The organism is Agrobacterium sp. RAC06, from assembly GCF_001713475.1.
Classification (GTDB): Bacteria; Pseudomonadota; Alphaproteobacteria; order Rhizobiales; family Rhizobiaceae; genus Allorhizobium.
On sequence record NZ_CP016499.1, the window covers coordinates 3,034,124 to 3,056,128 of the forward strand.

19 protein-coding genes, 1 tRNA gene and 2 riboswitches are annotated in these 22,005 nt (G+C 61.4%); of the genes, 6 read left to right on the plus strand and 14 right to left on the minus strand.

What is annotated here, in order from left to right; genetic code table 11:
* Positions 1-24 precede the first annotated feature (24 nt).
* Positions 25-528: a prolyl-tRNA synthetase associated domain-containing protein gene (locus BSY240_RS14610; protein WP_054149808.1), complete on the minus strand. Its 504-nt coding sequence runs from the start codon at positions 526-528 to the stop codon at positions 25-27.
* Positions 529-803: 275 nt separating this feature from the next.
* On the opposite strand from BSY240_RS14610, the gene BSY240_RS14615 reads away from it, so the two are divergent.
* Positions 804-878 (plus strand) — tRNA-Gly (locus BSY240_RS14615).
* A 108-nt stretch (positions 879-986) separates the two neighbouring features.
* Here the strand turns inward: BSY240_RS14615 and BSY240_RS14620 are convergent.
* From BSY240_RS14620 to BSY240_RS14640, 5 genes are all read right to left on the minus strand, one after another.
* Complete coding sequence (locus BSY240_RS14620) at positions 987-1,997, minus strand: aldose epimerase family protein (RefSeq protein ID WP_054149809.1); 1,011 nt, start codon at positions 1,995-1,997, stop codon at positions 987-989.
* 46 nt (positions 1,998-2,043) lie between these two features.
* The gene (locus BSY240_RS14625) at positions 2,044-3,228 is read right to left on the minus strand and encodes a vWA domain-containing protein (RefSeq protein ID WP_069042782.1); all 1,185 of its coding nucleotides are present in this window, start codon (positions 3,226-3,228) and stop codon (positions 2,044-2,046) included.
* 94 nt (positions 3,229-3,322) lie between these two features.
* Complete coding sequence (metA, locus tag BSY240_RS14630; RefSeq protein WP_069042783.1) at positions 3,323-4,252, minus strand: homoserine O-acetyltransferase MetA; 930 nt, start codon at positions 4,250-4,252, stop codon at positions 3,323-3,325.
* A 91-nt stretch (positions 4,253-4,343) separates the two neighbouring features.
* Positions 4,344-4,421, minus strand: a riboswitch (SAM riboswitch).
* A 1,426-nt stretch (positions 4,422-5,847) separates the two neighbouring features.
* Positions 5,848-6,054: a DUF1737 domain-containing protein gene (locus tag BSY240_RS14635; protein ID WP_069042784.1), complete on the minus strand. Its 207-nt coding sequence runs from the start codon at positions 6,052-6,054 to the stop codon at positions 5,848-5,850.
* On the minus strand, positions 6,051-6,971 hold the full coding sequence (locus tag BSY240_RS14640; protein ID WP_069042785.1) for an HpcH/HpaI aldolase/citrate lyase family protein: 921 nt from the start codon (positions 6,969-6,971) through the stop codon (positions 6,051-6,053). The genes BSY240_RS14635 and BSY240_RS14640 overlap by 4 nt, the downstream gene beginning before the upstream one ends.
* A gap of 110 nt (positions 6,972-7,081) precedes the next feature.
* On the opposite strand from BSY240_RS14640, the gene BSY240_RS14645 reads away from it, so the two are divergent.
* Positions 7,082-7,312 carry a hypothetical protein gene (locus BSY240_RS14645; RefSeq protein WP_054151356.1) on the plus strand — a complete coding sequence of 77 codons (231 nt, stop codon included), beginning with the start codon at positions 7,082-7,084 and terminating at the stop codon, positions 7,310-7,312.
* Positions 7,313-7,476: 164 nt separating this feature from the next.
* Entirely contained in the window at positions 7,477-8,082 is a 606-nt protein-coding gene (gene leuD, locus BSY240_RS14650) for a 3-isopropylmalate dehydratase small subunit (protein ID WP_069042786.1), read from the plus strand.
* Positions 8,083-8,140: 58 nt separating this feature from the next.
* Here the strand turns inward: leuD and BSY240_RS14655 are convergent, their stop codons facing one another.
* Positions 8,141-9,073, minus strand: coding sequence for a pyridoxal-phosphate dependent enzyme (locus BSY240_RS14655; RefSeq protein ID WP_069042787.1), 933 nt, complete (start codon positions 9,071-9,073; stop codon positions 8,141-8,143).
* Between the two features lie 177 nt (positions 9,074-9,250).
* Here BSY240_RS14655 and leuB point away from each other — a divergent pair, with 177 nt between their 5' ends.
* Together leuB and BSY240_RS14665 are read left to right on the plus strand one after the other, a co-directional pair.
* Entirely contained in the window at positions 9,251-10,363 is a 1,113-nt protein-coding gene (gene leuB / locus BSY240_RS14660; RefSeq protein WP_069042788.1) for a 3-isopropylmalate dehydrogenase, read from the plus strand.
* 315 nt (positions 10,364-10,678) lie between these two features.
* Positions 10,679-11,551: an RNA polymerase factor sigma-32 gene (locus tag BSY240_RS14665; protein WP_054151352.1), complete on the plus strand. Its 873-nt coding sequence runs from the start codon at positions 10,679-10,681 to the stop codon at positions 11,549-11,551.
* A 105-nt stretch (positions 11,552-11,656) separates the two neighbouring features.
* On the opposite strand, the gene BSY240_RS14670 is transcribed toward BSY240_RS14665, so the two are convergent.
* The 6 genes from BSY240_RS14670 to thiB form a co-directional block, all read right to left on the minus strand.
* Positions 11,657-12,280: a cysteine hydrolase family protein gene (locus tag BSY240_RS14670; RefSeq protein ID WP_054151351.1), complete on the minus strand. Its 624-nt coding sequence runs from the start codon at positions 12,278-12,280 to the stop codon at positions 11,657-11,659.
* A complete protein-coding gene (locus tag BSY240_RS14675; protein WP_069042789.1) occupies positions 12,277-12,729 on the minus strand; it encodes a MarR family winged helix-turn-helix transcriptional regulator in 453 nt (150 codons plus the stop codon). Before BSY240_RS14675 ends, BSY240_RS14670 begins: the two co-directional genes overlap by 4 nt.
* Before the next feature lie 174 nt (positions 12,730-12,903).
* Positions 12,904-14,430, minus strand: coding sequence for a M48 family metalloprotease (locus BSY240_RS14680; protein ID WP_069042790.1), 1,527 nt, complete (start codon positions 14,428-14,430; stop codon positions 12,904-12,906).
* Between the two features lie 223 nt (positions 14,431-14,653).
* Positions 14,654-15,397 carry a thiamine ABC transporter ATP-binding protein gene (thiQ, locus tag BSY240_RS14685; RefSeq protein WP_069042791.1) on the minus strand — a complete coding sequence of 248 codons (744 nt, stop codon included), beginning with the start codon at positions 15,395-15,397 and terminating at the stop codon, positions 14,654-14,656.
* Entirely contained in the window at positions 15,387-17,042 is a 1,656-nt protein-coding gene (locus BSY240_RS14690) for a thiamine/thiamine pyrophosphate ABC transporter permease ThiP (RefSeq protein WP_069042792.1), read from the minus strand. The genes thiQ and BSY240_RS14690 overlap by 11 nt, the downstream gene beginning before the upstream one ends.
* Before the next feature lie 6 nt (positions 17,043-17,048).
* The gene (gene thiB, locus BSY240_RS14695) at positions 17,049-18,047 is read right to left on the minus strand and encodes a thiamine ABC transporter substrate binding subunit (protein WP_150127549.1); all 999 of its coding nucleotides are present in this window, start codon (positions 18,045-18,047) and stop codon (positions 17,049-17,051) included.
* A 65-nt stretch (positions 18,048-18,112) separates the two neighbouring features.
* A riboswitch (TPP riboswitch) is annotated at positions 18,113-18,229 on the minus strand.
* Positions 18,230-18,404: 175 nt separating this feature from the next.
* Between thiB and BSY240_RS14700 the strand changes: the two genes are divergently transcribed.
* Positions 18,405-20,153 carry an ABC transporter ATP-binding protein/permease gene (locus BSY240_RS14700; protein WP_236759259.1) on the plus strand — a complete coding sequence of 583 codons (1,749 nt, stop codon included), beginning with the start codon at positions 18,405-18,407 and terminating at the stop codon, positions 20,151-20,153.
* Positions 20,154-20,172: 19 nt separating this feature from the next.
* Here the strand turns inward: BSY240_RS14700 and BSY240_RS14705 are convergent, their stop codons facing one another.
* The gene (locus BSY240_RS14705) at positions 20,173-22,005 is read right to left on the minus strand and encodes an ABC-F family ATP-binding cassette domain-containing protein (RefSeq protein ID WP_069042793.1); all 1,833 of its coding nucleotides are present in this window, start codon (positions 22,003-22,005) and stop codon (positions 20,173-20,175) included.

Here is a 22,005-nt window from a genome sequence, read left to right on the forward strand (position 1 = left end):
CGTTCTTGCTGTTAAGATCGTATGTCAGCCCGAGACTTTCAAGACAAGCGGCGTGTGGCCGGTTGCCTCCATGAAGCGGATGAGGTCGTCCCGGCCGATCGATGTCGTCGCGTCGTTCGAGAGCGGATGGCAATTGATGATGTCATGCTCCATCAGATCCTTGTCGAGCACGAAGGTGACATTCTTGTCCGTGTCGTTGATCGCACCGAAGGCCGTCACCGAGCCCGGAACGACGCCGAGATACTCCATCAGCTTTTCCGGCTTGCCGAAAGACACCTTGCTGGCGGCGCCGATGATCGTGTGCACCGTCTTCAGGTCCACCGATGCATTCTCCTCGACCGTCAGCAGGAAGAAGTTGTCCTTCTTGTCCTTGACGAACAGGTTCTTGGTGTGACCGCCGGGGATCTCATCGCGCAGCGAGACCGATTCCGCGACGGTGAAAACCGGCGGGTGGGTCTTCGTCTTGTGTGCGATCCCGAGTTCGTCGAGGAAACGAAAGAGGTCTTCGGCGGTTTTGGCTGTCGTCATGGCTGTTCTCACTCTGAATCGTCCGGGGCCTTGAGCTCCCACTATCGGATTTCCACCTCAGCAATAGGTCCAGGACCGACGTTTCGCAATCTTTCGTACGCCGCGAAAGCCCGGAAAAGCTGAGCTTTCTCAGGTCGTTGTGCCCTTGTCGAATTTTTTTCGCGCCGATCCGTCATTTCCCTGTTGCATTTGAAAAACGGTTGGGCCATATAGCGCCCGTCGCCGCAAGACGGACGGCCCACGATCCAGACACTACCCCAGGATCGAGGTTATGAGCGGGTGTAGCTCAGGGGTAGAGCACAACCTTGCCAAGGTTGGGGTCGAGCGTTCGAATCGCTTCACCCGCTCCATTCTTCCTTCAGACATTGATTGACGTCGTGGGATTGGTGGCGCCTTTGCGCCGTGCTCGCTGCAACGCGTTACCGGCCGCAGGTTGCCCCGCAGCCGGTTTTCTTCATTCAGGCTTTCGAGAAGACGTAATCCGTTTCCTGGCGCAGGACTTCGCCAGGTCGCAGTACCGCGTTCGGGAAATTCGGATGGTTGATCGCGTCCGGCCAGACCTGTGTTTCCATGCAGAAGCCGGCAAAAGCGCCATAGCGCCGGCCGTCGAGGCCGGGAACAGCCGGCGATACCTTGCCGCCGGCATAGAACTGCACGCCAGGCTCCGTTGTCAGGATCTCCATGGTCACGCCTGAATTGACGCTGCGCGCCAGGGAGACGCTACGCTTGGCGACCCGACTGCTCGAGAAGCAGAAATTATGGTCGTAGCCGAGTTGAGCGCCATCGACTTCGAGGCGGATCGGGCGCATCTCACGGAAGTCGAAGGCAGTGTTCTCGACCGGTCTGATTTCTCCGGTGGGGATCAGCCGCTCGTCGACCGGCGTATAGTGATCGGCCGCGATCATCAGATCATGGCCGAGGATGTCTGCACGGCCATCGAGATTGAAATAGGCGTGGTGGCAGACATTGGCGATCGTCGGCTTGTCGGTCACTGTTTCATACAGGGCAGAGAAGGTGCCGCCATCCTTCAGCGCAAAACTCGCACGGGTGCGCGTGGTCCCAGGATAGCCGGCGCGACCGTCCGGATCGGTCACCTCCATCACGACGAAATCGCCGCCATGATCGAGGATCGTCCAGTTCTGTCGGCCCATGCCATCAGAACCGCCATGCAGGTGGGAGATCCCCCTCTCGTTGAGCTCGAGCTGATAGTCGACGCCATCCAGGGTGAAGCGCCCGCCGCCGATGCGGTTGGCGCAGCGTCCGGGTGTCGCGCCGAAATAGGGGGAATGGTCGAGATAGCCGGCGAGATCCTCGAAGCCGAGCACCAGTGGTGCATCGTGTCCCTCCAGACGCAGATCCTGCAGGACTGCACCAAAGGTGATGATCGATGCCGTAAGGCCCCCACCCTTCAGCACCACCTTCTCGACCGCCTCGCCCGTGGGCATCACGCCGAATATCGTCTTCGTCATTCTGTCGTTTCCTCGCCTGAATTCATTAAAGTCTTTTGTCTGTCGGTCATCGCGCCAATTCGCGGGCTGCAGCCTCCAGGCCGCCCAGCGTCAGCGGATACATCCGGTCGCCGATCAGCCGGCGAATCAGGCCGACGGACATCGTATAGTCCCAGTTCGCCTGCGGAAGCGGATTGATCCAGAGATGCCGGCGGAAGTGATCGGTCAATCGCGTCATCCAGGCTGCCCCGCTTTCGGTGTTCCAGTGCTCGACCGACCCGCCGGGATGGGTGACCTCGTAAGGGCTCATCGCCGCATCGCCAACGAAGATCAGCCGGTAGTCGGAGCCGAAGGTTCTGATGACGTCGGATGTCGGGATGGTATCGGCGTGGCGGCGCTGATTGTCTTTCCAGACGCGCTCATAGGGGCAGTTGTGGAAGTAGAAATACTCCATATGCCGGAATTCGGAGCGGGCCGCCGAAAACAGTTCCTCGACCTCGCGGACATGCTCATCCATCGAGCCGCCGATATCGAAGAACATCAGCAGCTTCAAGGCATTGCGCCGCTCGGGTTGGGTCTTCACGTCGAGATAGCCGTGCTCTGCGGTCGAGCGAATGGTGCCGGAGAGATCCAGTTCTTCCGTAGCTCCCTCGCGCACAAAGCGGCGCAGCCGTCGAAGCGCTACCTTGATGTTGCGGGTGCCGAGTTCGACACGGTCGTCGAGATTGCGGAACTCGCGCTGGTCCCAGACCTTCACGGCACGCCGATGCCGGCTTTCCTCCTGGCCGATGCGCACACCTTCCGGATTGTAGCCATAGGCGCCGAAGGGCGAGGTGCCGGCCGTGCCGATCCACTTGTTGCCGCCCTGGTGGCGCTCCTTCTGCTCTGCCAGCCGTCTTTTAAGCGTTTCCATCAGCTTGTCGAAGCCGCCAAGCGCCTCGATCAGCTTCTTGTCCTCGTCGGAGAGGTGTTTTTCGGCGATCTTGCGCAGCCAGTCTTCGGGGATTGTCTGCCGATCGACGCCTTCTGCTGCGCCCTCGCTCAGGATGCCACCGAAGATCTCGGAAAAAACCCGGTCGAATCGGTCGATGAAGCGCTCATCCTTCACCAGGGTGGTGCGGGCGAGATAGTAGAAACCTTCGGGATCGAAGTCGACCAGACCTGACTGCAGGCCTTCGAGCAGCGCCAGATATTCCCGCAGGGTCACGGGAACCTTCTCTTCTTTCAGACGCAGAAAAAACGGCAGAAACATCGGATGACAATGGCTCGGTTCATCGGCGGCGGCATCCTGTCATAGCGGACCCCGCCTGTCCTGGCAAAATCCGCTCCCGTCCCCCGTGTCGCTGTCAGCCTGCCAGATCCTTGCCGATCTCGTTCAGATCGTATGGCGTCATCTGGTAGATCTCGTTGATCCAGTTGCCGAACAGAAGATGCGCGTGGCCGCGCCAGCGGTTGAGCGGCGTCAGCGTGTCGTCATTGTGCGGGAAATAATTGTGCGGCAGCTTGATCGGAATGCCGGCATTCTTGTCGCGGAAATACTCGTCGCCGAGCGAGGTCGAGTCATATTCGACATGGTTGAACATGTAGAGCCGTTTGGCCCGTTTCTCCTGCACCAGGCACACACCCATCTCGTCTGATTCGAGCAGGACCTCCAGTTCCGGCACCTTCTCGATGTCTTGGCGACGGACTTCCGTCCAGCGCGAGACCGGCACCTGAAAATCATCAGAGAAGCCGTTCAGGTACACCGAAGAAGGCGCCAGGTTGCGGTGGCGATAGACGCCGAAGGCCTTCTCCTTCAGCGCATGCTTCGGCACCTTGTGGAAGTGGTAGATCGCTGCCATGCCGCCCCAGCAGACATTCATCGTCGAATGCACGTTGGTCTCGGTCCAATCAAGGATCTCTTCCAGCTCCGGCCAGTAGGTGACCTCCTCGAAGGGCAGGGTCTCCACCGGCGCGCCGGTGATGATGAAGCCGTCGAACTTGCGATCCTTCACCTCGTCCCAGGTCTGGTAGAAGGAAAGAAGATGCTCTTCCGGCGTATTCTTGGCCTTGTGGCCACCGACGCGCACCAGCGTCAGCTCCACCTGTAGCGGCGAGGCGCCGATCAGCCGGGCGAACTGCACCTCGGTCTTGATCTTGTTCGGCATGAGGTTGAGCAGGCCGATCTGCAACGGGCGAATGTCCTGGCGAATGGCCATGGTTTCGGTCATGACCCGCACGCCCTCATGCACGAGGGTTTCAAAGGCGGGCAGCGTATCGGGGATCCTGATCGGCATCTTACTCTCGACTTTCCTTGTCACGGCGGTTTCAGACCGCGGAAACAAAAATACCGGCAGCTTTTATATCGCTACCGGTCCTTGGAAAGTCTTCAAACTCGCCTCGGCCCTTTAGCGACTTATTTTACGTGGCTGCAAGCCGGCCGGCCAAATCACCACGGAACACGAGGCCTCTTACGCCTGTCGGGGTTGCGAATCAATGGGGAAGGCGAGTGCCGCCTTTGCCCCTCATCCGCCCCTTCGGGGCACCTTCTCCCCGCAAGCGGGGAGAAGGCCGAGACCTCAACCGCTTGCACCCCCTCTCCCCGCCTGCTGGGAGAGGGTAGGGTGAGGGGCAAAGGCCACAAACTCGGTGCCCGGCGGTTCGCTCCCGCTTCTCCCCAGCGGGGAGAAGATGGTCCGCAGGACCAGATGAGGGGGCGCGAAGCGCAAGGCGAGATGGTACGATGGTTGAGGGTTCCTCACTATTCTTCACCATGCGACGTTCGGCTACGCCGCCCCCTCATCCGGCGCTGCGCGCCACCTTCTCCCCGCTGGGGAGAAGAGGGAAACCGCCATCTGCGCCCCAATTCCCGAAAAAAGGGGGATGAGTTTGAGAAAATCCCAAGCAAAATCAAACCCCGATATGTTTTTTCATCCCCACCCATTTCCACCCTCGTAGACTCATCCCTGTCCCGCCCTCGGATACACCTGACGATGCGATGTCAGGCGAGGCGGGGCCGGCGCCGGGGCCAAGTGCTGTCGCAGGCACAAATCCCCGGCCCGCTGCAACGGTCTCCCTCTGGACGTGGGGCTGGTAACGAAAGTGATGGGGTCGGATGCCCCAACACCGGATACCCCGATCGGAAGGACGTGCCTCAGAGGCACCCAGACAAGGCGCCCACGCTGTCGCGAACATCCAGACAGCGGGGCGGATAAAACGGCGGGGATGAGCGCCGGGCCGCAAATGGCAGACGATCATCCCCCGGGCGAGGGTCCCGGTCGGAATGGTGCACCATCCGGCGGGAACCTCCCGGGCCACCGGCCAGGCTGAAGCGCCACCTCACGGTGATGCCGCAGCCGGACCCGCGCCCGGTCAATCTTCGGTCCTCGGGTCAAGCCCGAGGATGACGAGGACCGTCGCCGCCTTGCCAGAGAGACGCATGCAGCGGGAATAGACGCCGAACGGGGCGCCGGAAGGAGCCACATAAAACTACCTAGACAGGTTGCTTCTGGCGCCTCGTCCGAGACAAGCATGACCCACCCGGAGGGAGGTGATCCCGACCGGCGGCGAAGCTTGGGGTTTTTGACAGCAATAGATTTCCCCTCACCCTGAGGCGCCCGACCTTGTCGGGCCTCGAAGGGCCAGGCCACCACCTCAGCATGCGCCCGAGCTGAAGCCGCCGCGCCCGCCTCTCCCCCCTTGTGGGAGAGGTTGCAAAATCGAAGGCTTAGGTGAGCGCAAGCCACCTAAACTTCAGATTTTGCTGGTGAGGGGATCGGTGCTGCGGGCACGACGAACGGACCCCCTCTCTTGCGATTTCAGATGTTTAGGCGGCTTTCGCTCGCCTCCCCCACCAAGGGGGAGATGAGCTCCCACAACGGGGAGAGGACATTCACTGCTCTCCAAGCTTCATGCTGGGATCATACTCCTTGCCATGCACCGTCTTCACCACGGCCTGGCCGCAATATAGCTTGTTCTCGGCAGCGTTGAATGTGTGGCTTGGCGAGCCGTGCAGTTCCCAGCCCTTGTTCAGCGCGTCGGTGACGCGGTGGCAGAAGCTCGAATCATCCGGGCCGGTGAGAAAACGATAGACTTTCATGGCTTGTCCTTTCTGGCAGTGATCAGGGCGAGCTTGGCGAGAAGGCGGGCGGCCTCCTCGGCATGCAGTCGTTCGATCATCCGCCCATCGATGTTGATAACGTTGAGGCCCGCATGGGCCGGGTCGGAAAAGGCGTCGGCCACGAGCCGCGCCTCGGCAATCGCGGCTTCCGAGGGGCCGAAATGGCGATTGGCGGGTTCGATCTGCGCCGGATGGATCAGCATCTTGCCGTCGAAGCCCATGGCCCTGCCCTGGGCGCATTCGGCGGAGAAGGCCTCGAGGTCGCGAAAATCGTTCGACACGCTGTCGATCACATCGAGCCCATAGGCCCGGGCGGCAAGTACGACCTGCATCAGATAGGGCACCAGATAGGTGCGTCCGGTCGCTGCCGGAATGCCGGTGGCCTTGCGCAGATCGTTCAGCCCAACGACGAAGGCGTCGAGCCGGCTGTCGCTGGTGCGCCCCGAAGAGGCAATCGCTGCCGCGTTGAGCACACCGCGCGGCGTTTCGATCATGGCCCAGATCCTGAGACCTTCCGCCGCATCCTGCTCGCCGATCAGGTCCGCCACGTCCTGCACCGTGACCGGTTCCTCGACCTTAGGCAGCAGCACGGCGTCGGGCACGCACTGCAAGACGAGCCTCATGTCTTCGCGGAAATGCGGTGTGTCGGAGGCATTGATCCTGACGATGCGCTCGCGATGGCCGAGATCGGCATTTCGCAAGAATTCCAGAAGCTTGTGCCGGGCGTCGGCCTTCCGGTCTTCGGCCACGGAATCCTCGAGATCGAAGATGACGGTATCGCAATCAAGGCCCGTCACCTTCTCCAGGGCGCGGTCGTTGATCGCGGGCACCGTCAGGACCGATCGGCGAAGCCGAGACGGGTGGTGAAAGCGAAAGGAGGAGGCCTCTGATGTCATGGCCGAGTTCTGGCAAGCTTTGCCCGCCCACGCAAGATGACAATTGGGTGAAAGGCCCTTGCAAAGCCTTGGGATAAGGACCACCTTGGTAACTGCGAAAGGACAAGATCATGCAGAACATCCGCTCCGCCGCCTATGCCCTTGTTGGCCTCGCTTTTGTCGGCCTTGCCGCCGCCTTTGCGGTGTCGCTCACTCTGGTGATTGGCGCACTCCTGACCGTGACGCTCGGCGCCCGCATGCTGATGGGCAAGACGAAGCGCGCTCCGGCCTATGTGAAAGCCAAGCGTCGCGATGACGTGCGCGTCTGGAACGACGGCAAGGGTACGATCATCGATCTTTGATCTGGCCGAAGGTCGCTCCATCATCTCACCTGTCCATCGGGTGAGATGTGGCTATCGCTTGGAAAACGGCGATAGAGCCTCCTCAAGATTCTCCTTCAAATTTCTGCGGTTTTGCTCTATGGGCGAGGCATCAAACGCGCATTAGCCAGATCGAAGGCAGACTGATGGACAAGTTCGTAAAGCTCACCGGTGTCGCTGCACCGCTTCCGGTCGTCAATGTCGACACGGACATGATCATCCCCAAGGATTACCTGAAGACCATCAAGCGCACCGGTCTCGGCACCGGCCTGTTCGCCGAAGCGCGCTACAAGGAAGACGGTTCGGAGAACGCGGATTTCGTTCTCAACAAGCCGGCCTATCGCAATGCGCAGATCCTCGTTGCCGGCGATAACTTCGGTTGCGGTTCCTCGCGTGAGCATGCCCCGTGGGCGCTTCTCGACTTCGGCATCCGTTGCGTGATCTCCACGTCGTTTGCCGACATCTTCTACAACAACTGTTTCAAGAACGGCATCCTGCCGATCGTCGTCAGCCAGTCAGACCTCGACAAGCTGATGGATGATGCCTCGCGCGGTTCCAACGCCGTGCTGACCGTCGACCTGGAATCTCAGGAGATCACCGGTCCGGATGGCGGCAAGATCGCCTTCGAGATCGACGCCTTCAAGCGCCACTGCCTGCTGAATGGCCTCGACGATATCGGCCTGACACTTGAGAAGGCAACGAGCATCTCGACCTTCGAGCAGTCCAACGCCGCCCAACGCCCCTGGGCGTGAGCGTCGCTCAAGCGCTGAATTGATGAAGCCGGGCTCGCGCCCGGCTTTTTCTTTGGCCTTAGAGGAAACGGGCCCGCCAGGCTTCAAGCGCTGCGAGCGATACGCCGATCCCGCCGCAGACCTCGATCAGCGGTGCCTTGTAACGCGCCAGCAGATCGACATGAACGTCAGCCACGGCGAGCGCTGCGCCACAGGCAGGTTCGACGAGGATCCGCTGGGCATCGGCAAATTTCAGGCAGGCCGCAACGGCCTCGGCGTCGGTCACAACAACGCTTTCGATCGGATGGGTTTCCAGAAGATCGAAGACATGTTGTGCGACCTGGCGCGCGCCGAGCGAATTGGCAATCGAGGTAATGGTCGGCAGCGTAACACGTTCCCCGGCGAGAACGGCAGCGTTCAGGGAAGCGGCACCTTCCGTCTCGACCGCAATGACGGGGATGTCGCGCAGCCCGTTGCGCCGCAGCCCTTCGACGATGCCTGCGAGCAGTCCGCCACCGCCGACGCTCGTCACCACGCAATCGAATTCCGCACCTGATTTGACCACCTCGTCGATCAGGGTCGCGTGGCCTTCCCACAGCAGCGGATGATCATAAGGATGGACGTAGGCGGCCTTGCGTTCCGCCGCGAGTGCCACCGCATGGGCATTCGCCTCGTCGAAGACGGACCCGTGGACCATGACCTTGGCACCTGTCGCGGCAATTCGCGTGCGAACCTCGGCGGACGTGGTTTCCGGCACGACGATCGTCACCGGCACCCCGAGCGCCTTGCCGGCAACGGCCGCCGCAATGCCTGCATTACCGCCAGAGGCGCAGAAGATTTCCTTCGCCCCCTTGGCGACCTCGTGCTGGCAGAGCAGTCCCACCCCACGCAGCTTGAAGCTGCCGGAAGGTTGCAAGGCATCGAGCTTCAGCCAGAGAGGCAAGCCGCTCGCGCTGTAGTCGGCGGCCGTGCGGAGGAGTGGCGTTTCGATATGAAGGGGAGAAAGCGGCATGGGGCACTCGGGGATGCTGGAGGGATGCAGATCTTTTGGACCTCGGAAACAGCTGGGTCAACCGGGAAGCCCCTGCTTGGAATGGCCGGAACCGTACCGTTTCCGCCCTATCTCGCTTGAAATGACCCTGACCCGCGCGTAAGACACCGCGACTTCTTTTTCGAGTGGAGGGTTTCCATGACGGCTCGCAATCTTCTTCTTCTCCCCGGCGACGGCATCGGCCCCGAGGCCATGGCCGAAGTTCGAAAGATCATCGCCTATATGAACGAGGCGCAGGGCGCCGGCTTCGTCACCGACGAAGGTCTTGTCGGCGGTTGCGCCTACGACGCGCATGGAGCAGCGATCTCGGAAGAAGACATGTCCAAGGCGCTTGCCGCCGACGCCGTTCTCTTCGGTGCCGTCGGCGGTCCGAAGTGGGATGATGTGCCCTATGACGTGCGCCCGGAAGCCGGCCTCTTGCGCCTGCGCAAGGATCTCGAGCTGTTCGCCAATCTGCGTCCGGCGATCTGCTATCCGGCGCTCGCCAATGCCTCGTCGCTGAAGCCGGAGCTGGTCGAGGGTCTCGACATCCTGATCGTTCGCGAACTGACCGGTGGCGTCTATTTCGGCGAGCCGAAGACCATTACCGATCTCGGTAACGGCCAGAAGCGCGCCGTCGATACGCAGGTCTACGACACCTATGAAATCGAACGTATCTCCGCCGTCGCCTTCGAACTGGCTCGCACCCGCAACAACCGCGTCTGCTCGATGGAAAAGCGCAACGTCATGAAGTCGGGCGTGTTGTGGAACCAGGTCGTGACGGCGACGCACAAGGAGAAGTTCTCCGACGTCAAGCTCGACCACATGCTGGCCGATGCTGGCGGCATGCAGCTTGTGCGTGCGCCGAAGCAGTTCGACGTCATCGTCACCGACAACCTGTTCGGCGACATGCTTTCCGACGTGGCCGCCATGCTGACCGGTTCGCTGGGCATGCTGCCGTCCGCTTCGCTCGGCGCTCCGGACGCCAAGACCGGCAAGCGCAAGGCGCTTTACGAGCCCGTTCACGGCTCGGCACCGGACATCGCCGGCAAGGGCATCGCCAACCCGATCGCGATGATCGCCTCGTTTGCCATGTGCCTGCGCTACTCCTTCAACATGGTCACGGAAGCCGATCGCCTTGAGAAGGCAATTGCCAATGTGCTGGACAAGGGCATCCGCACCGGCGACATCATGGCCGACGGTTGCCGCCAGGTCGGCACTGTTGAGATGGGTGATGCGATCCTTGAGGAGTTCAAGGCGCTTTCCGCCTGAACTAACTTCTGAGTTCTGATCTGACGGCGCGGGGCGACCCGCGCCGTTTTGCGTTTCCCTGTCGCCGCGCCCAGCTCGGCCCTCTTTCTCTCACTTCACCGTGATCATCCCTGTTCGACAGAAGGTCGCACCCAATGCGGAAATCCGATGTCGTACGCGGCCCGTAGTAGTGGTCAGACAAGCAGATGAGAGTGATGCAACCACCGCCCTGTTCGACATTGTTGGAACCTGACCGAGACTGAACCGTTCAGCAAACAATGCCGGCAAATAGGCCTGCGAGAGGCCAGCGGTCCCGAGAGACCATGGAGATGTTCGATGAAAGCCACATCCGCTGACAGACACATCATAAAGTATGCCATGTCACAGCCCTATCTGGAGCGCGAGGAAGAGCTCGACCTCGCGATCCGCTGGAAGGAAAATGACGATCAGGGAGCGCGAAACCGCATCGCCCAGGCGCATATGCGTCTGGTCATTGCCATGGCTTCCAAGTTCCGTGGTTTCGGTCTGCCGCTTAACGATCTGATCCAGGAAGGCTATATCGGCCTTCTCGAAGCGGCTGCCCGCTTCGACCCTGGTCGCGAAGTGCGCTTCTCGACCTATGCCGGCTGGTGGATCCGGGCCTCGATGCAGGACTATATCCTGCGCAACTGGTCGATCGTCCGCGGTGGCACCAGCTCCAGTCAGAAAGCGCTGTTCTTCAACCTGCGTCGCCTGCGCGCCAAGCTCGCTCAGGGCGACAATCGCCTCTCCGACCAGGCGATACACCAGGAAATCGCTTCGGCGCTCGGCGTCAGCCTCGCCGACGTTCAGTCAATGGATGCACGCCTCTCCGGCAACGACGCCTCGCTGCAGACCCCAGTGGCCGGTCGCAATGGCGAAGGTACCGAACAGCTTGAGATGCTGGAGAGCAATGAGGCGCTGCCGGACGAGCAGGTGACGTCCATCATCGATGGCGAACGCTGGAATGGCTGGCTGAAGGATGCAATGAACCGCCTCAACGAGCGTGAAAGCCGGATCATCAAGGCGCGGCGCCTCACGGAAGATGGCGCAACGCTGGAAGAACTCGGCGCCGAGCTCGGGATTTCCAAGGAACGTGTCCGCCAGATCGAAACGCGGGCCTTGGAAAAACTGAAAGTCGCCCTCACGGATAAGGCCCCGAGTGCAGCTCGCCTTGAAATGGCAATGTGAGCGGCAATCACAGATCACAATGAAAAAGCCGGCGGAGATGCCGGCGTTTTCATGCAAACTTCAATGCCTGACGGGCCTTATCAAGGAAGAGGCGCTGGGCGCGCCCTATCTCAGAATGACAGCGTTTGAAGAGAGTATGCCGCGGGTTTCATCACCAGCAGTTTGATTGACGCACAAGGTCGCCCGGGTGGCGACTTCGACTGCATACCCCCTCTGACGGGCGGCAAGGGCGGTCTTTGCGACACAATATCGGAAATCCAGCCCGACAATTCGAAGCTTACCCACGTCGAGCCTTTCCAGAAGCTCGTCCAGCTCGCCCGTCTCGAATGCGTCCTGAACTCTCTTGACAAGGACGTGTTCGGCAAGCCCTTCAAAGGGCTTCGCGATCTGGGTTCCGGGCGTTCCCTCAATTGCTTGGCCTCTCATCGTCAGTCGCGCGATGATCTTTGTCGAAGGGATGGACCACTCCTGACGCACCGCGATGATCGGCAGATTTTCGGCCTTCGCCTTCGCCACTTCGGCGAGGATGGCTGACATCGCATCCGCCTTTGCTGCGTCCTCATAGGGACCTTCGTCCCAGAACACGGACTGCAGATCGATCAGGAGCAGGGCCGTCCCGGGACGGCTGCCAATGGGCTCGCCGCGACTGACGGCACCGATCTGTCTGACGCCGTTCGCAAGCCAAACAAGCCCGGAAAGGGCGGCTATGGTAAGGATCTGGCCTATCACTTCGCTTGCTCCTCCCCGTCGGTCTTCAGCTTCTCAAGTAGAATCCTCACCACCTGAAGTGCCGTCTCGATATCACTCGCATCAATCTCGGCGCCGAGCTGTTCCACCAGCCGTTTTTCACGCATCACGACGTCTTCGATCAGGCTCTGGCCCTTGGGGGTAAGCGCAATCATCGTGGATCGCTTGTGACGCGGGTTGGTGCGGCCGACTGTGAGGCCTGCCGCAAGCGTTTCGTTGACCATCAGCTGGACATACTGTCGTTTGATCTCAAGCTTTATCGCGAGTTCGGGTACGCTGGCGCTCCCATGGGCGTGAAGGATCTCAAGTACTGCCCGCATGCGAACGGTCAGCCCGGTGCCGTCCAACCCTCTCTCGACACGCGCCTCCGCGGCCTGCATGAGCGGACGCGACAACCAGATGAGGCGATAAAGCTGTTCAGATTTTCTCATGACAATTACAATGTCATAATGACATTCATGTTGTCAATTCCGAGAGCCGTTAAACTGACAGGCGAGCTTGTTCCCGCACGCAGGCTTTCACCAACGGAGCATATGGCATTCGCCGCCTTCAGATATCCGCAGTCTTCCCGTGGATTCGTCTGGGAGGGCCAGGGCGCGACCTTGTCACTCCGAGATGATCTTGACGCGCATGCCTGGGGTGACCGTCGAGGTCGGGCCGAGCGCGTTGATCAGCCGGAAGAGTTCGAGCTTGCGGTCGGTGCCCATCATACGTGCCGACAAGGTCCCGACCGAGTCGTTGGAACCGACCGTTACCACTCGGACGCGGAGCGGCTTCAGTGAGGCTGCTTCCTGCGGCGTGATCCGGCGGAAGGAGGCGCGCAGCTGGGCTGCCGTTGTTTCCAGAGCCGGGCTGCCCTTGGGCACTGCCGTCAGGAAGCGGAAGATCTGCGGCCCGATCCGGATGACGGTGATATCGAAATCCCAGCGATCGGCGGAGGCGCGGGCGGTTGCCGCTTCCAACCCGTTGACGGTTATGGTGCGGATCGTATCCGGCAGGAGACCGGTTACCCAGCCGCTTGAGATATAGTTCGGCAGGCTGATCTTCTGACTGTCGGCCACGCCGTCAAAACGGATGGCCACATCGCCAGGTCCGGTGGCGAGGACGGCCTCGACCTTGTTGTCGATCTGGAAGCCCTGGGGCACGTCAAAGCGAATTCCGAGTTGCCCATGCAGGAAGGTCTGGCCACGGACGAAGCCTTCCTGGGGGCTGTCGCCATAGAGCAGGCCGTCAATGCCGTTCAGGTAATAGTCGCGGCCGGTTTCGCCATGGCTGCCTTCCGGACCAAAGGCACGTGCATGGCGTTTTGCCAGTTCGACACGCTGCGGCGCGTTCGGATGGCTCGAGAGGAAGTCCAGGCTCTGGTCGGCATCGGGATCGACCGAGCTGAACTGGCTGTAGCGGGCCATGGAATCGAGGAAACGGGCGGCGGCATAGGGATCATAGCCGGCTTCACCCAGCGTGCGCACGCCGATGACGTCGGCCTGCAGCTCCTGCTGGCGCGAGAAGGCGGCAAGGCGCAGCTTGCCGCGGGCCAGCGCCTGCTTGCCGGCGAGATCGCTCGACAGAACCTCGGCGACGACGCGGCTCGCAATCACTTCCGCCTCTTCGCGACGCTGGCGTTCGATGCCGTGGTTCGCGGTCACATGCGCCATTTCATGGCTGAGAACGGCTGCCACTTCCGAGGCGTCATTAGCGAGCGCCAGGAGGCCGCGTGTCACGTAGAGATAGCCGCCCGGCAGCGCAAAGGCGTTGATCGCCGGCGAGTTCAGGATGGTGATGCGATAGGACTGGTTCGGGTTTTCCGAAACCGCCGTCAGGGCACCGGCGATGCGGGCGACGAGGCGTTCTGTCTTGGCGTCGGAGTATTCGCCGCCATAGGATGCGACGATGCGCGGGTGTTCACGGGCACCCATCTGGGCGCGCGGATCGCCTTTCTGCACTTCGTCGACGATCTGTGGATTGCTGGAAGGCGCAACGGACGGCTCGTAGGCCTGCTCGAACAGCGACTGGCAGGAGGATAGGACGAGGCCCGCCGAGACGATCACGGCGACACTCGACGCAAACCTGAAAGGCCGGCGCCGCAGATTCGTCTCTGCAGCTATCGCGCTGTTCCGGCTCAAAAACTGCATCCTGCCCCTTCACCCTGTTCCCGAACGATCGCCAACCTGGCAACATCCGGGTGCAGCATCCAATTGCCTTCAGCCGATATCCGCATTCTGCTGATCCGGCAGCATTTCACATAGTGCGAAAACACCACTCGCTCCAGAAGATAGTCACGCCGAGGCAAATGACCAATGGTCTTGCTGCAGGAACAACTATTCCCAACGCGCATGGCAGGCGCGGGCGACGAAATTAAGGCGATTGGGGTGCAATTGCCGTCGTGCCGAGGAAGTCGCGCACGGCTGTGACATCTGTTCTCGCGAGAAAATCGCTCTTCGATGCATTCACCACGACATGGCCGTTTTCGAGGAAAACGACATGGTCCGCCAAACGTATGACGTCACGCGGATCGTGGGTGACGAGCAGGACGGTGGCCGATGTTTCAGCATGGAGTTCGGCGAGAAGGTCAACCATTGCGCTTCGCAGACCAGGATCCAATGCGGCGAAGGGCTCGTCGAGGAGCAGGATCGGGAGGCTGCGGACTAGCGCCCGGGCAAAGGCTGCCCGCTGCCGCTCTCCGCCCGAGAGAGAACCCGGCAGCCGCCGCTCGTAGCCCGCGAGGCCCACGCGATCCAAAGCGGCGGAGATCGCCTTGCGGTCAGCGGAGGTCAAACGCATGCCAGGATGGATGCCGAGGCCGATATTGGTGAACAGGTCGAGATGGGCAAAGAGGTTGTTGTCCTGGAAGACCAGCGAGACCGGCCTCTCCGCCGGCGCCAGATCCGTTACATCTCGATCAGCTATTTTGATCCGGCCGGTCTCAGGTTGCTCGAAGCCGGAGACGAGGTTGAGCAGGGTCGACTTGCCGGATCCGGATGGGCCGACAATACACGTGATCTTGCCGGCATCGAGACCGAAATCGAAGTGAAACTCGCTTTGGCCGAGTGTAAGTCGCACCGCATCGAGGCGGATTGCCGTCGAAGTCTCATCGCGCATCGGGGGCCTCCCGTTCACTTGCCTGACGCGTTCCAGGCGCTCCGAGGAGCGCGAGGAGGAGACACACCATTCCGAGCAACAGAGCAAGTCCATCAGCATCCGTGCTGCGGTAGCTTCCCATGGACGCATAGATGAGGGCGGGTAGTGTCATGATGTTTTCCGAGCCGAACAGGGCGACTGCTCCGAGATCTCCCAAGGAAAGTGCCATGGAAAAGGCGAGCGCGGTCAGAAATGGTCGTTTCAGCTCCGGCCAGTCGACGCGGCGCAGACGCTGAGCGACGGACAGGCCGAGGCTTTCAGCGAGACGACCCGTGCGCGCACGGTGCTCGCGATAGGCCGGCTCCAGCACGCGCACGGCAAACGGCAGGGCCATCAGGGCATTGATGCCGGCGACGACCAAGGGCGCGAAGTTTGCGATCTCACCGCTCGATCGGAGCGCGAGAAACCAGCCGGTGGCAAGCACGCTCGTCGGCACAAGCAGAACCAGCGATGAGAGCGAGGCAAGCGCGATCGACATGAGGCGATTGCCGACATTCCGGTTTCGCTGCGTGTCGATTTCAGTCCTTGCTGCGACCGCGCCAAAGGCAAGCAGTGTCGCCGTAACGCCTGACACGAGCGCTACGAGCAGGCTTGTCAGGGCCGCCTGCTGGAACGTCGATTGCGATATCAGCCGAGCGAGGTCTGCCTGTAGTCCCGAGACGACGACCTGGCCAAGCGGCAGGATGAGAAAGAGGCCGGCCAGCGAGAGCAGCAGCGCGTCGATCAAACGGACGAGCGGACGTCGGCCATCGAAACGAGGGAAACGGCGCCCGCTTGTGACACCGGTGTCGGAGGCTGCGGGCAGCAGGCTGAGGCCGATGAGGATCACGCCGGTGACCGTGATCTGCAGCAGTGCCAGCGATACGGCGCGCTCCGGATTGAAGTCGAAGCGCAGAGCCTGGTAGATGGCGACCTCGATTGTCGTTGCAGCAGGCCCCCCGCCGAAGATCAGCACCAGCGTGAAGCTCGTCACGCAGAGCATGAAGATCAGCCCCGCGGCCCCCGGGATGACGCGCGCCAGGGCAGGCCACTCGATGAAGCGGAAGGTGGCGATCGGCGAGAGGCCGAGGCTTGCCGACATCCGCCAGTATTCGGCCGGCACGCGCTCCAGGGCAGACAGCATCAGTCGTGTGGCAAGCGGCAGGTTGAAAAAGACATGGGCAATCAGAATTCCGGTCAGGCCGTAGACCGAGATGGGCTGCGAGAGACCGAGGCCTCCCAAGGCATCGTTGACGATGCCGTTGCGGCCGAAAATACCGATCAGACCCAGTGCGCCGATCAGAACGGGAAGTCCCATGGGAACCGCCATCAGACGGATCAGCCAGATTCGTCCGGGGAAAGCCGGCTGTCGAGCAAGCGCGCTGACGACAGGCAAGGCAAGCCCGACGGAGAGGAGCGTCGACAGGAAGGCCTGCCAGAGGGTGAATGACAGCACCGAACGGACGACGGGATCGCCGAAGGCCTGCAGAATGCCGACGGTCATTCTCCCGGCGAGCAGTGCGGTCAGGGCGATGCCGACGAAAGCCGCCACTGCCAGCAAAACCAAAAGGCCGCCCGCGAGTGCGGGCAGCCTCTGACGTTTCGACTGGTGAAGCGGTCGGAGCATCCGGTCTTACTTCAGCGTCATGGCCTTCAGCCACTCGTCGATCCAGGCCTGACGGTTGGCCGCAACTTCGGCCGGGTCCATCAGGAAGGTGGTCTTCGGCTGGACGAGCTTGCCGAAGGCGTCCGGCAGGGGCTCTGATGTGGCAGCGACCGGCATCATCCAGTTGTTGGTGGGGATGGTGTCCTGGAAGCCGGGCTGCAGCATGAAGGCGAGGAACTGGCGGGCGAGTTCCTTTTCCGGCGCCGTCTTCAGAAGGCCTGCGACCTCGATCTGGATATAATGCCCTTCGGAGAACTCGGCCGCCTGATAGCGGTCGGTCTCTTCGGCGACCATGTGATAGGCCGGCGAGGTGGTGTAGGAGAGGACCATCGGTGCCTCGCCCTTGGTGAACAGGCCATAGGCTTCCGACCAGCCTGGCGTGACGGTCAGGACACGATCCTTGAGCTTTGCCCAGGCTTCCGGTGCCTGGTCACCATAGACCGACTTGACCCAGAGCAGCAGGCCGAGACCCGGCGTCGAGGTGCGCGGATCCTGGATGACGATCTTTTGGGCCGGATCGCCCTCGATGAGATCCTTCAGGCTCGTCGGCGGGGTCTTGATGACCTCGGTGTCGTAGATCACGGCGAAATGGCCGTAGTCATAGGGCAGGAAGACATCGTCGCTGAAACCGCCGGGCACCTGAACATTGGCGGCATCAACGCCATGGGCTTCGAAGAGGCCGGTCTGCTTGGCTTCCTCGACGAGATTGGTGTCGAGACCGAGCACGACATCGGCCTTCGAGGTCTCGCCTTCGAGCTTGAGACGGGTCAGCAGCGCCACGCCATCGGCTACGCCGACGAAGTTGACGGTGCAGTCGCAGGTCTGTTCGAAGGCTTCCTTGACCTTTGGGCCGGGACCCCATTCGGAGACGAAGCTCTCATAGGTGTAGACGGTCAGCGTCTTGCCGGCGGCCAGCGCCGGGGAGACAAAGCCGAGGATCGCAGCGGAGACGCTGCCGATGAGCATGGAAACAGTACTGGGTCGCATCGCGCCCTCCTCCTTGGTGTCATTGCTGTCGGGATAGGGCGCCTGATGTCGTCGCGTCTAATCCCTCCGCCGGTGTTAACCGGATCAGGTTCCGCGGGTTGGCATGACGCCTCTCAGCCTTCCCGATCGCGTGAGATCGCAAGGCACCCCGTTAGAGCAAGCCTGAGATAGCGCGCAGGCGAGTTGAGCGCAAGGGTGCAGGGTGCAAGGTGTGGCGTGCGATGGGTCCCGCCGTTCACTGTCAGGAAACCGTCAATAGCCACGTGATAAGGGGAAGGCATTTATCATGATGGCGTGATGCGTATGGCGAAGTCGCAGTCGAATGAAGGGCTCGGAATGGACAGGTTTGTCGCCGAGGTCGAAGGCAGCCTCCGGCGGCAGCTCGGAATGGCCGTCGACAGCTTCTGGCGATCATCCGTCCGCAACCGCATCTTGGCCTTCGCCTTTGCGCTCGTGGTGGTGATCCTGGCGACCGCCTATGGCACCGTGCTTCTCAACCAGTGGAACGCGCCCTTCTACAACGCATTGGAACGGCGTGACCTGCCGGCCTTTCTTCTTGAACTGCGCCACTTCGCGATGATTGCGGGCGCCCTGCTGGTGCTCAATGTCGTGCAGGCCTGGCTTAACCAGATGACCGCGCTTTCCATGCGCGAGGGCTTGTCGCGCGATGTCGTCGACCAGTGGTTGAATGGTGCGCGGGCCTATCGGCTCTCCGTGTCGAGCCCGCTCGGGGTCAACCCCGATCAACGCCTGCATGAGGATGCGCGCAAACTCGCGGAAATGACCACGTCTCTGTCTATCGGGTTGTTCAATGCGACGATCCTGCTGGTCAGCTTTATCGGGGTGCTGTGGAGTCTTTCCAGCGACTTCACCTTTCAGATCGGTGAGACCCGTTTCCAGATCCCCGGCTACATGGTCTGGGGCGCGCTTATCTACGCGCTTCTCGCATCGCTGCTCAGCCAGGTGGTCGGGCGCAGCCTTTCGAACCTGAATGCCGAACGTTATGCCCGGGAGGCCGATCTGCGTTTCTCGCTGATGCGTGCCAATGAAAACCTGGAGGCGATTGCGCTTGCGCATGGCGATGAGACCGAACGCCGCCACATTCATCAGTCGCTCGACGGGGTCCTCATCTCGATCCGTCACCTGGCTCTGGCCTTGACCAATCTCACCTGGGTGACAGGAGGCTTCGGCTGGCTTGCCATCATCGTGCCGATCCTGATCGCCTCGCCCGCCTATTTCGCCGGCACCATCACGTTCGGCGGTCTGATGATGGCGGCCGCGGCCTTCACGCAAGTCTATTCGGCGCTTCGCTGGTATGTCGACAATTTCGGGGCCATCGCCGACTGGCGGGCGGCGCTGATGCGGGTGACGGTGTTTCGCGCCGCCTTGACCAGCATGGGCGACAGACAGAACAGCGCCGGTGAAGTGGAGCTGACGCGCAGCGAGGATGGCACGCTGAGACTGGAAGACCTGGAAATCCGCACCCGTGTCACCGCAGAAGGCTCCGAAGCGGCGTTTCGTTTTCGTGAGCGCGCGGTGATCATCGCGGCGGGGGACCGCGTGATGATCAATGGCGATCAGGGCGTCAATCGCAAGCTATTGTTCCATGCCATGGCCGGGCTCTGGCCCTTCGGCAAAGGTAGGATCGCCCTTCCGGCCGAGTCGGACATCATCTTCGTGCCGCAATCGGGTTATCTGCCGGAGGGCAGGCTGCGCAGCCTGCTCGCCTATCCCGTCGCCTCGGCGCGTTTCACCGATGCAGACATGACGGGCGTGCTTCAGCTCGTGGGACTGGCCGAGTTGGCCGACCGTCTCGACGAGCGAGCCCGGTGGGAGCGAATCCTGGACAAGGACCAGCAGATGGCGCTGTCCTTTGCCAATATCCTGCTCAGAAAGCCGCGCTGGCTGGTCTTGCATGATGTGCTGGAAGGTTTGGAGCCGGAAACCGAGAGCCGGCTCATGAACATCCTGTCGACGGAACTTGCGGGGACGACCCTGATCTACCTGGGACGTTCCATGGCTTTCGCCACTGCCACCGGTGCGCGGGCGTTGCATCTGGAGAGATCAGGAGAGATGCGGGCCTGAAGCCGAAAGCCGGAGAGCCTCAGCCCTCCAGTTCTTCACGCAGCATTTCGAGCTCCAGCCATTCCTCTTCCATGCGCGTGATGTCGGTACGCAGCTTTTCCATTTCGGCGGCGAGCTTGTTGAACGTCGCCGGGTCCTTGGTGAAGAGGTTGGGATCGGCCATCCTGGCTTCGCGCGCGGTGATCTCCTTCTCGGCCTTTTCCATTTCCTTCGGCAGATTTTCGAGCGCGAATTTCTGCTTGAAGGAAAGCTTGCCCTTGCCCTTCGATCCGCCATCGGCGGACTTGCCGCCCGAGGCTTCCTGCGCCTTGGCTTTTTCGGCCTTTTCAACGCGTTTGCGTTCGTCCTCGACGCCCTTGCGCTGGGCGAGCATGTCGGAATAGCCGCCTGCATATTCGATCCAGCGACCGTCGGGCGCGTCGGGGTTGGCCGGTGCGATGGTCGAGGTCACGGTGCGGTCGAGGAAGTCACGGTCATGGCTGACGAGGATGACCGTACCGGTATAGCCGGCGACAATTTCCTGAAGCAGGTCGAGTGTCTCGATGTCGAGATCGTTGGTCGGTTCGTCGAGGATCAGGAGGTTCGAGGGCTTTGCCATGATCCGCGCTAGCATCAGGCGTGCGCGTTCGCCGCCCGAGAGGTTGCGGATCGGGGTGCGAGCCTGTTCCGGCTGGAACAAAAAGTCCTTCATGTAGCCGGTCACATGCTTCTGCTCACCATTGACCAGAAGGTTGTCACCCCGGCCGTCGGTCAGGTAGTGGGCGAGCGTATCGTCGGGATTGAGATCCTCGCGCTTCTGGTCGAGAACGGCTATCTCCAGATTGGTGCCGAGCTTCACCAGGCCTTCGTCCGGTTCCAGCTGGCCCGTCAGCATCTTCAGAAGCGTCGTCTTGCCCGCGCCGTTCGGGCCGATCAGACCGATGCAATCGCCGCGATGGACACGGATCGAGAAGGGCGCAACGATTGCCCGATCGCCATAGGTCTTGATGATCTTATCGGCCTCGATGACCAGCTTGCCGCTTTCCTTGCCTTCCGTCGCCGATGCCTGAATCGTGCCCTGTGGACCCTTGTGTCCGCGGTAGTTGGCGCGCAGAGCTTGCAGATTGCCAAGGCGGCGCATATTGCGCTTGCGGCGTGCGGTGACGCCGTAGCGTAGCCAGTGTTCTTCGCGCTCGATCTGGCGACCCAGCTTGTGCTGTTCGATCTCTTCCTCTTCGAGTACCTGGTCACGCCATTCCTCGAAATGGGCAAAGCCGCGATTGAGCCTTCGCGACTGGCCGCGATCGAGCCAGACGGTGGCGGTCGAGATCTTTTCGAGGAAACGACGGTCGTGTGAAATCAGGACAAGCGCGCTGCGGCTCTTCGACAATTCGCCTTCCAGCCATTCGATGGTCGGCAGGTCGAGATGGTTGGTCGGCTCGTCGAGCATCAGGATGTCTGGCTCGGGCGCGAGCACGCGGGCAAGGGCTGCGCGGCGGGCTTCCCCACCAGAGAGACGGGTCGGATCTTCCTGGCCGGTCAGGCCGAGATGTTCGAGCAGGTAGGTGACGCGATAGGGATCGTCGCCCGGTCCCAATCCCGCCTCGGCATAGGCCTGGACCGTTGCATAACCCGCAAAATCAGGCGCCTGCTCCAGGTAGCGGATGGTCGAGGACGGATGGCGGAAAACTTCGCCGGACTGTGCTTCGACGAGGCCGGCGGCAATCTTCATCAGCGTTGATTTGCCAGAACCGTTGCGGCCGACGAGGCAGATGCGGTCGCCAGGCTCCACCTGCAGGCCGGCACCGGCAAGCAAAGGCGTTCCGCCGAAGGAGAGTTGGATATCGTCAAGTTTCAGAATGGGAGGCGCCAA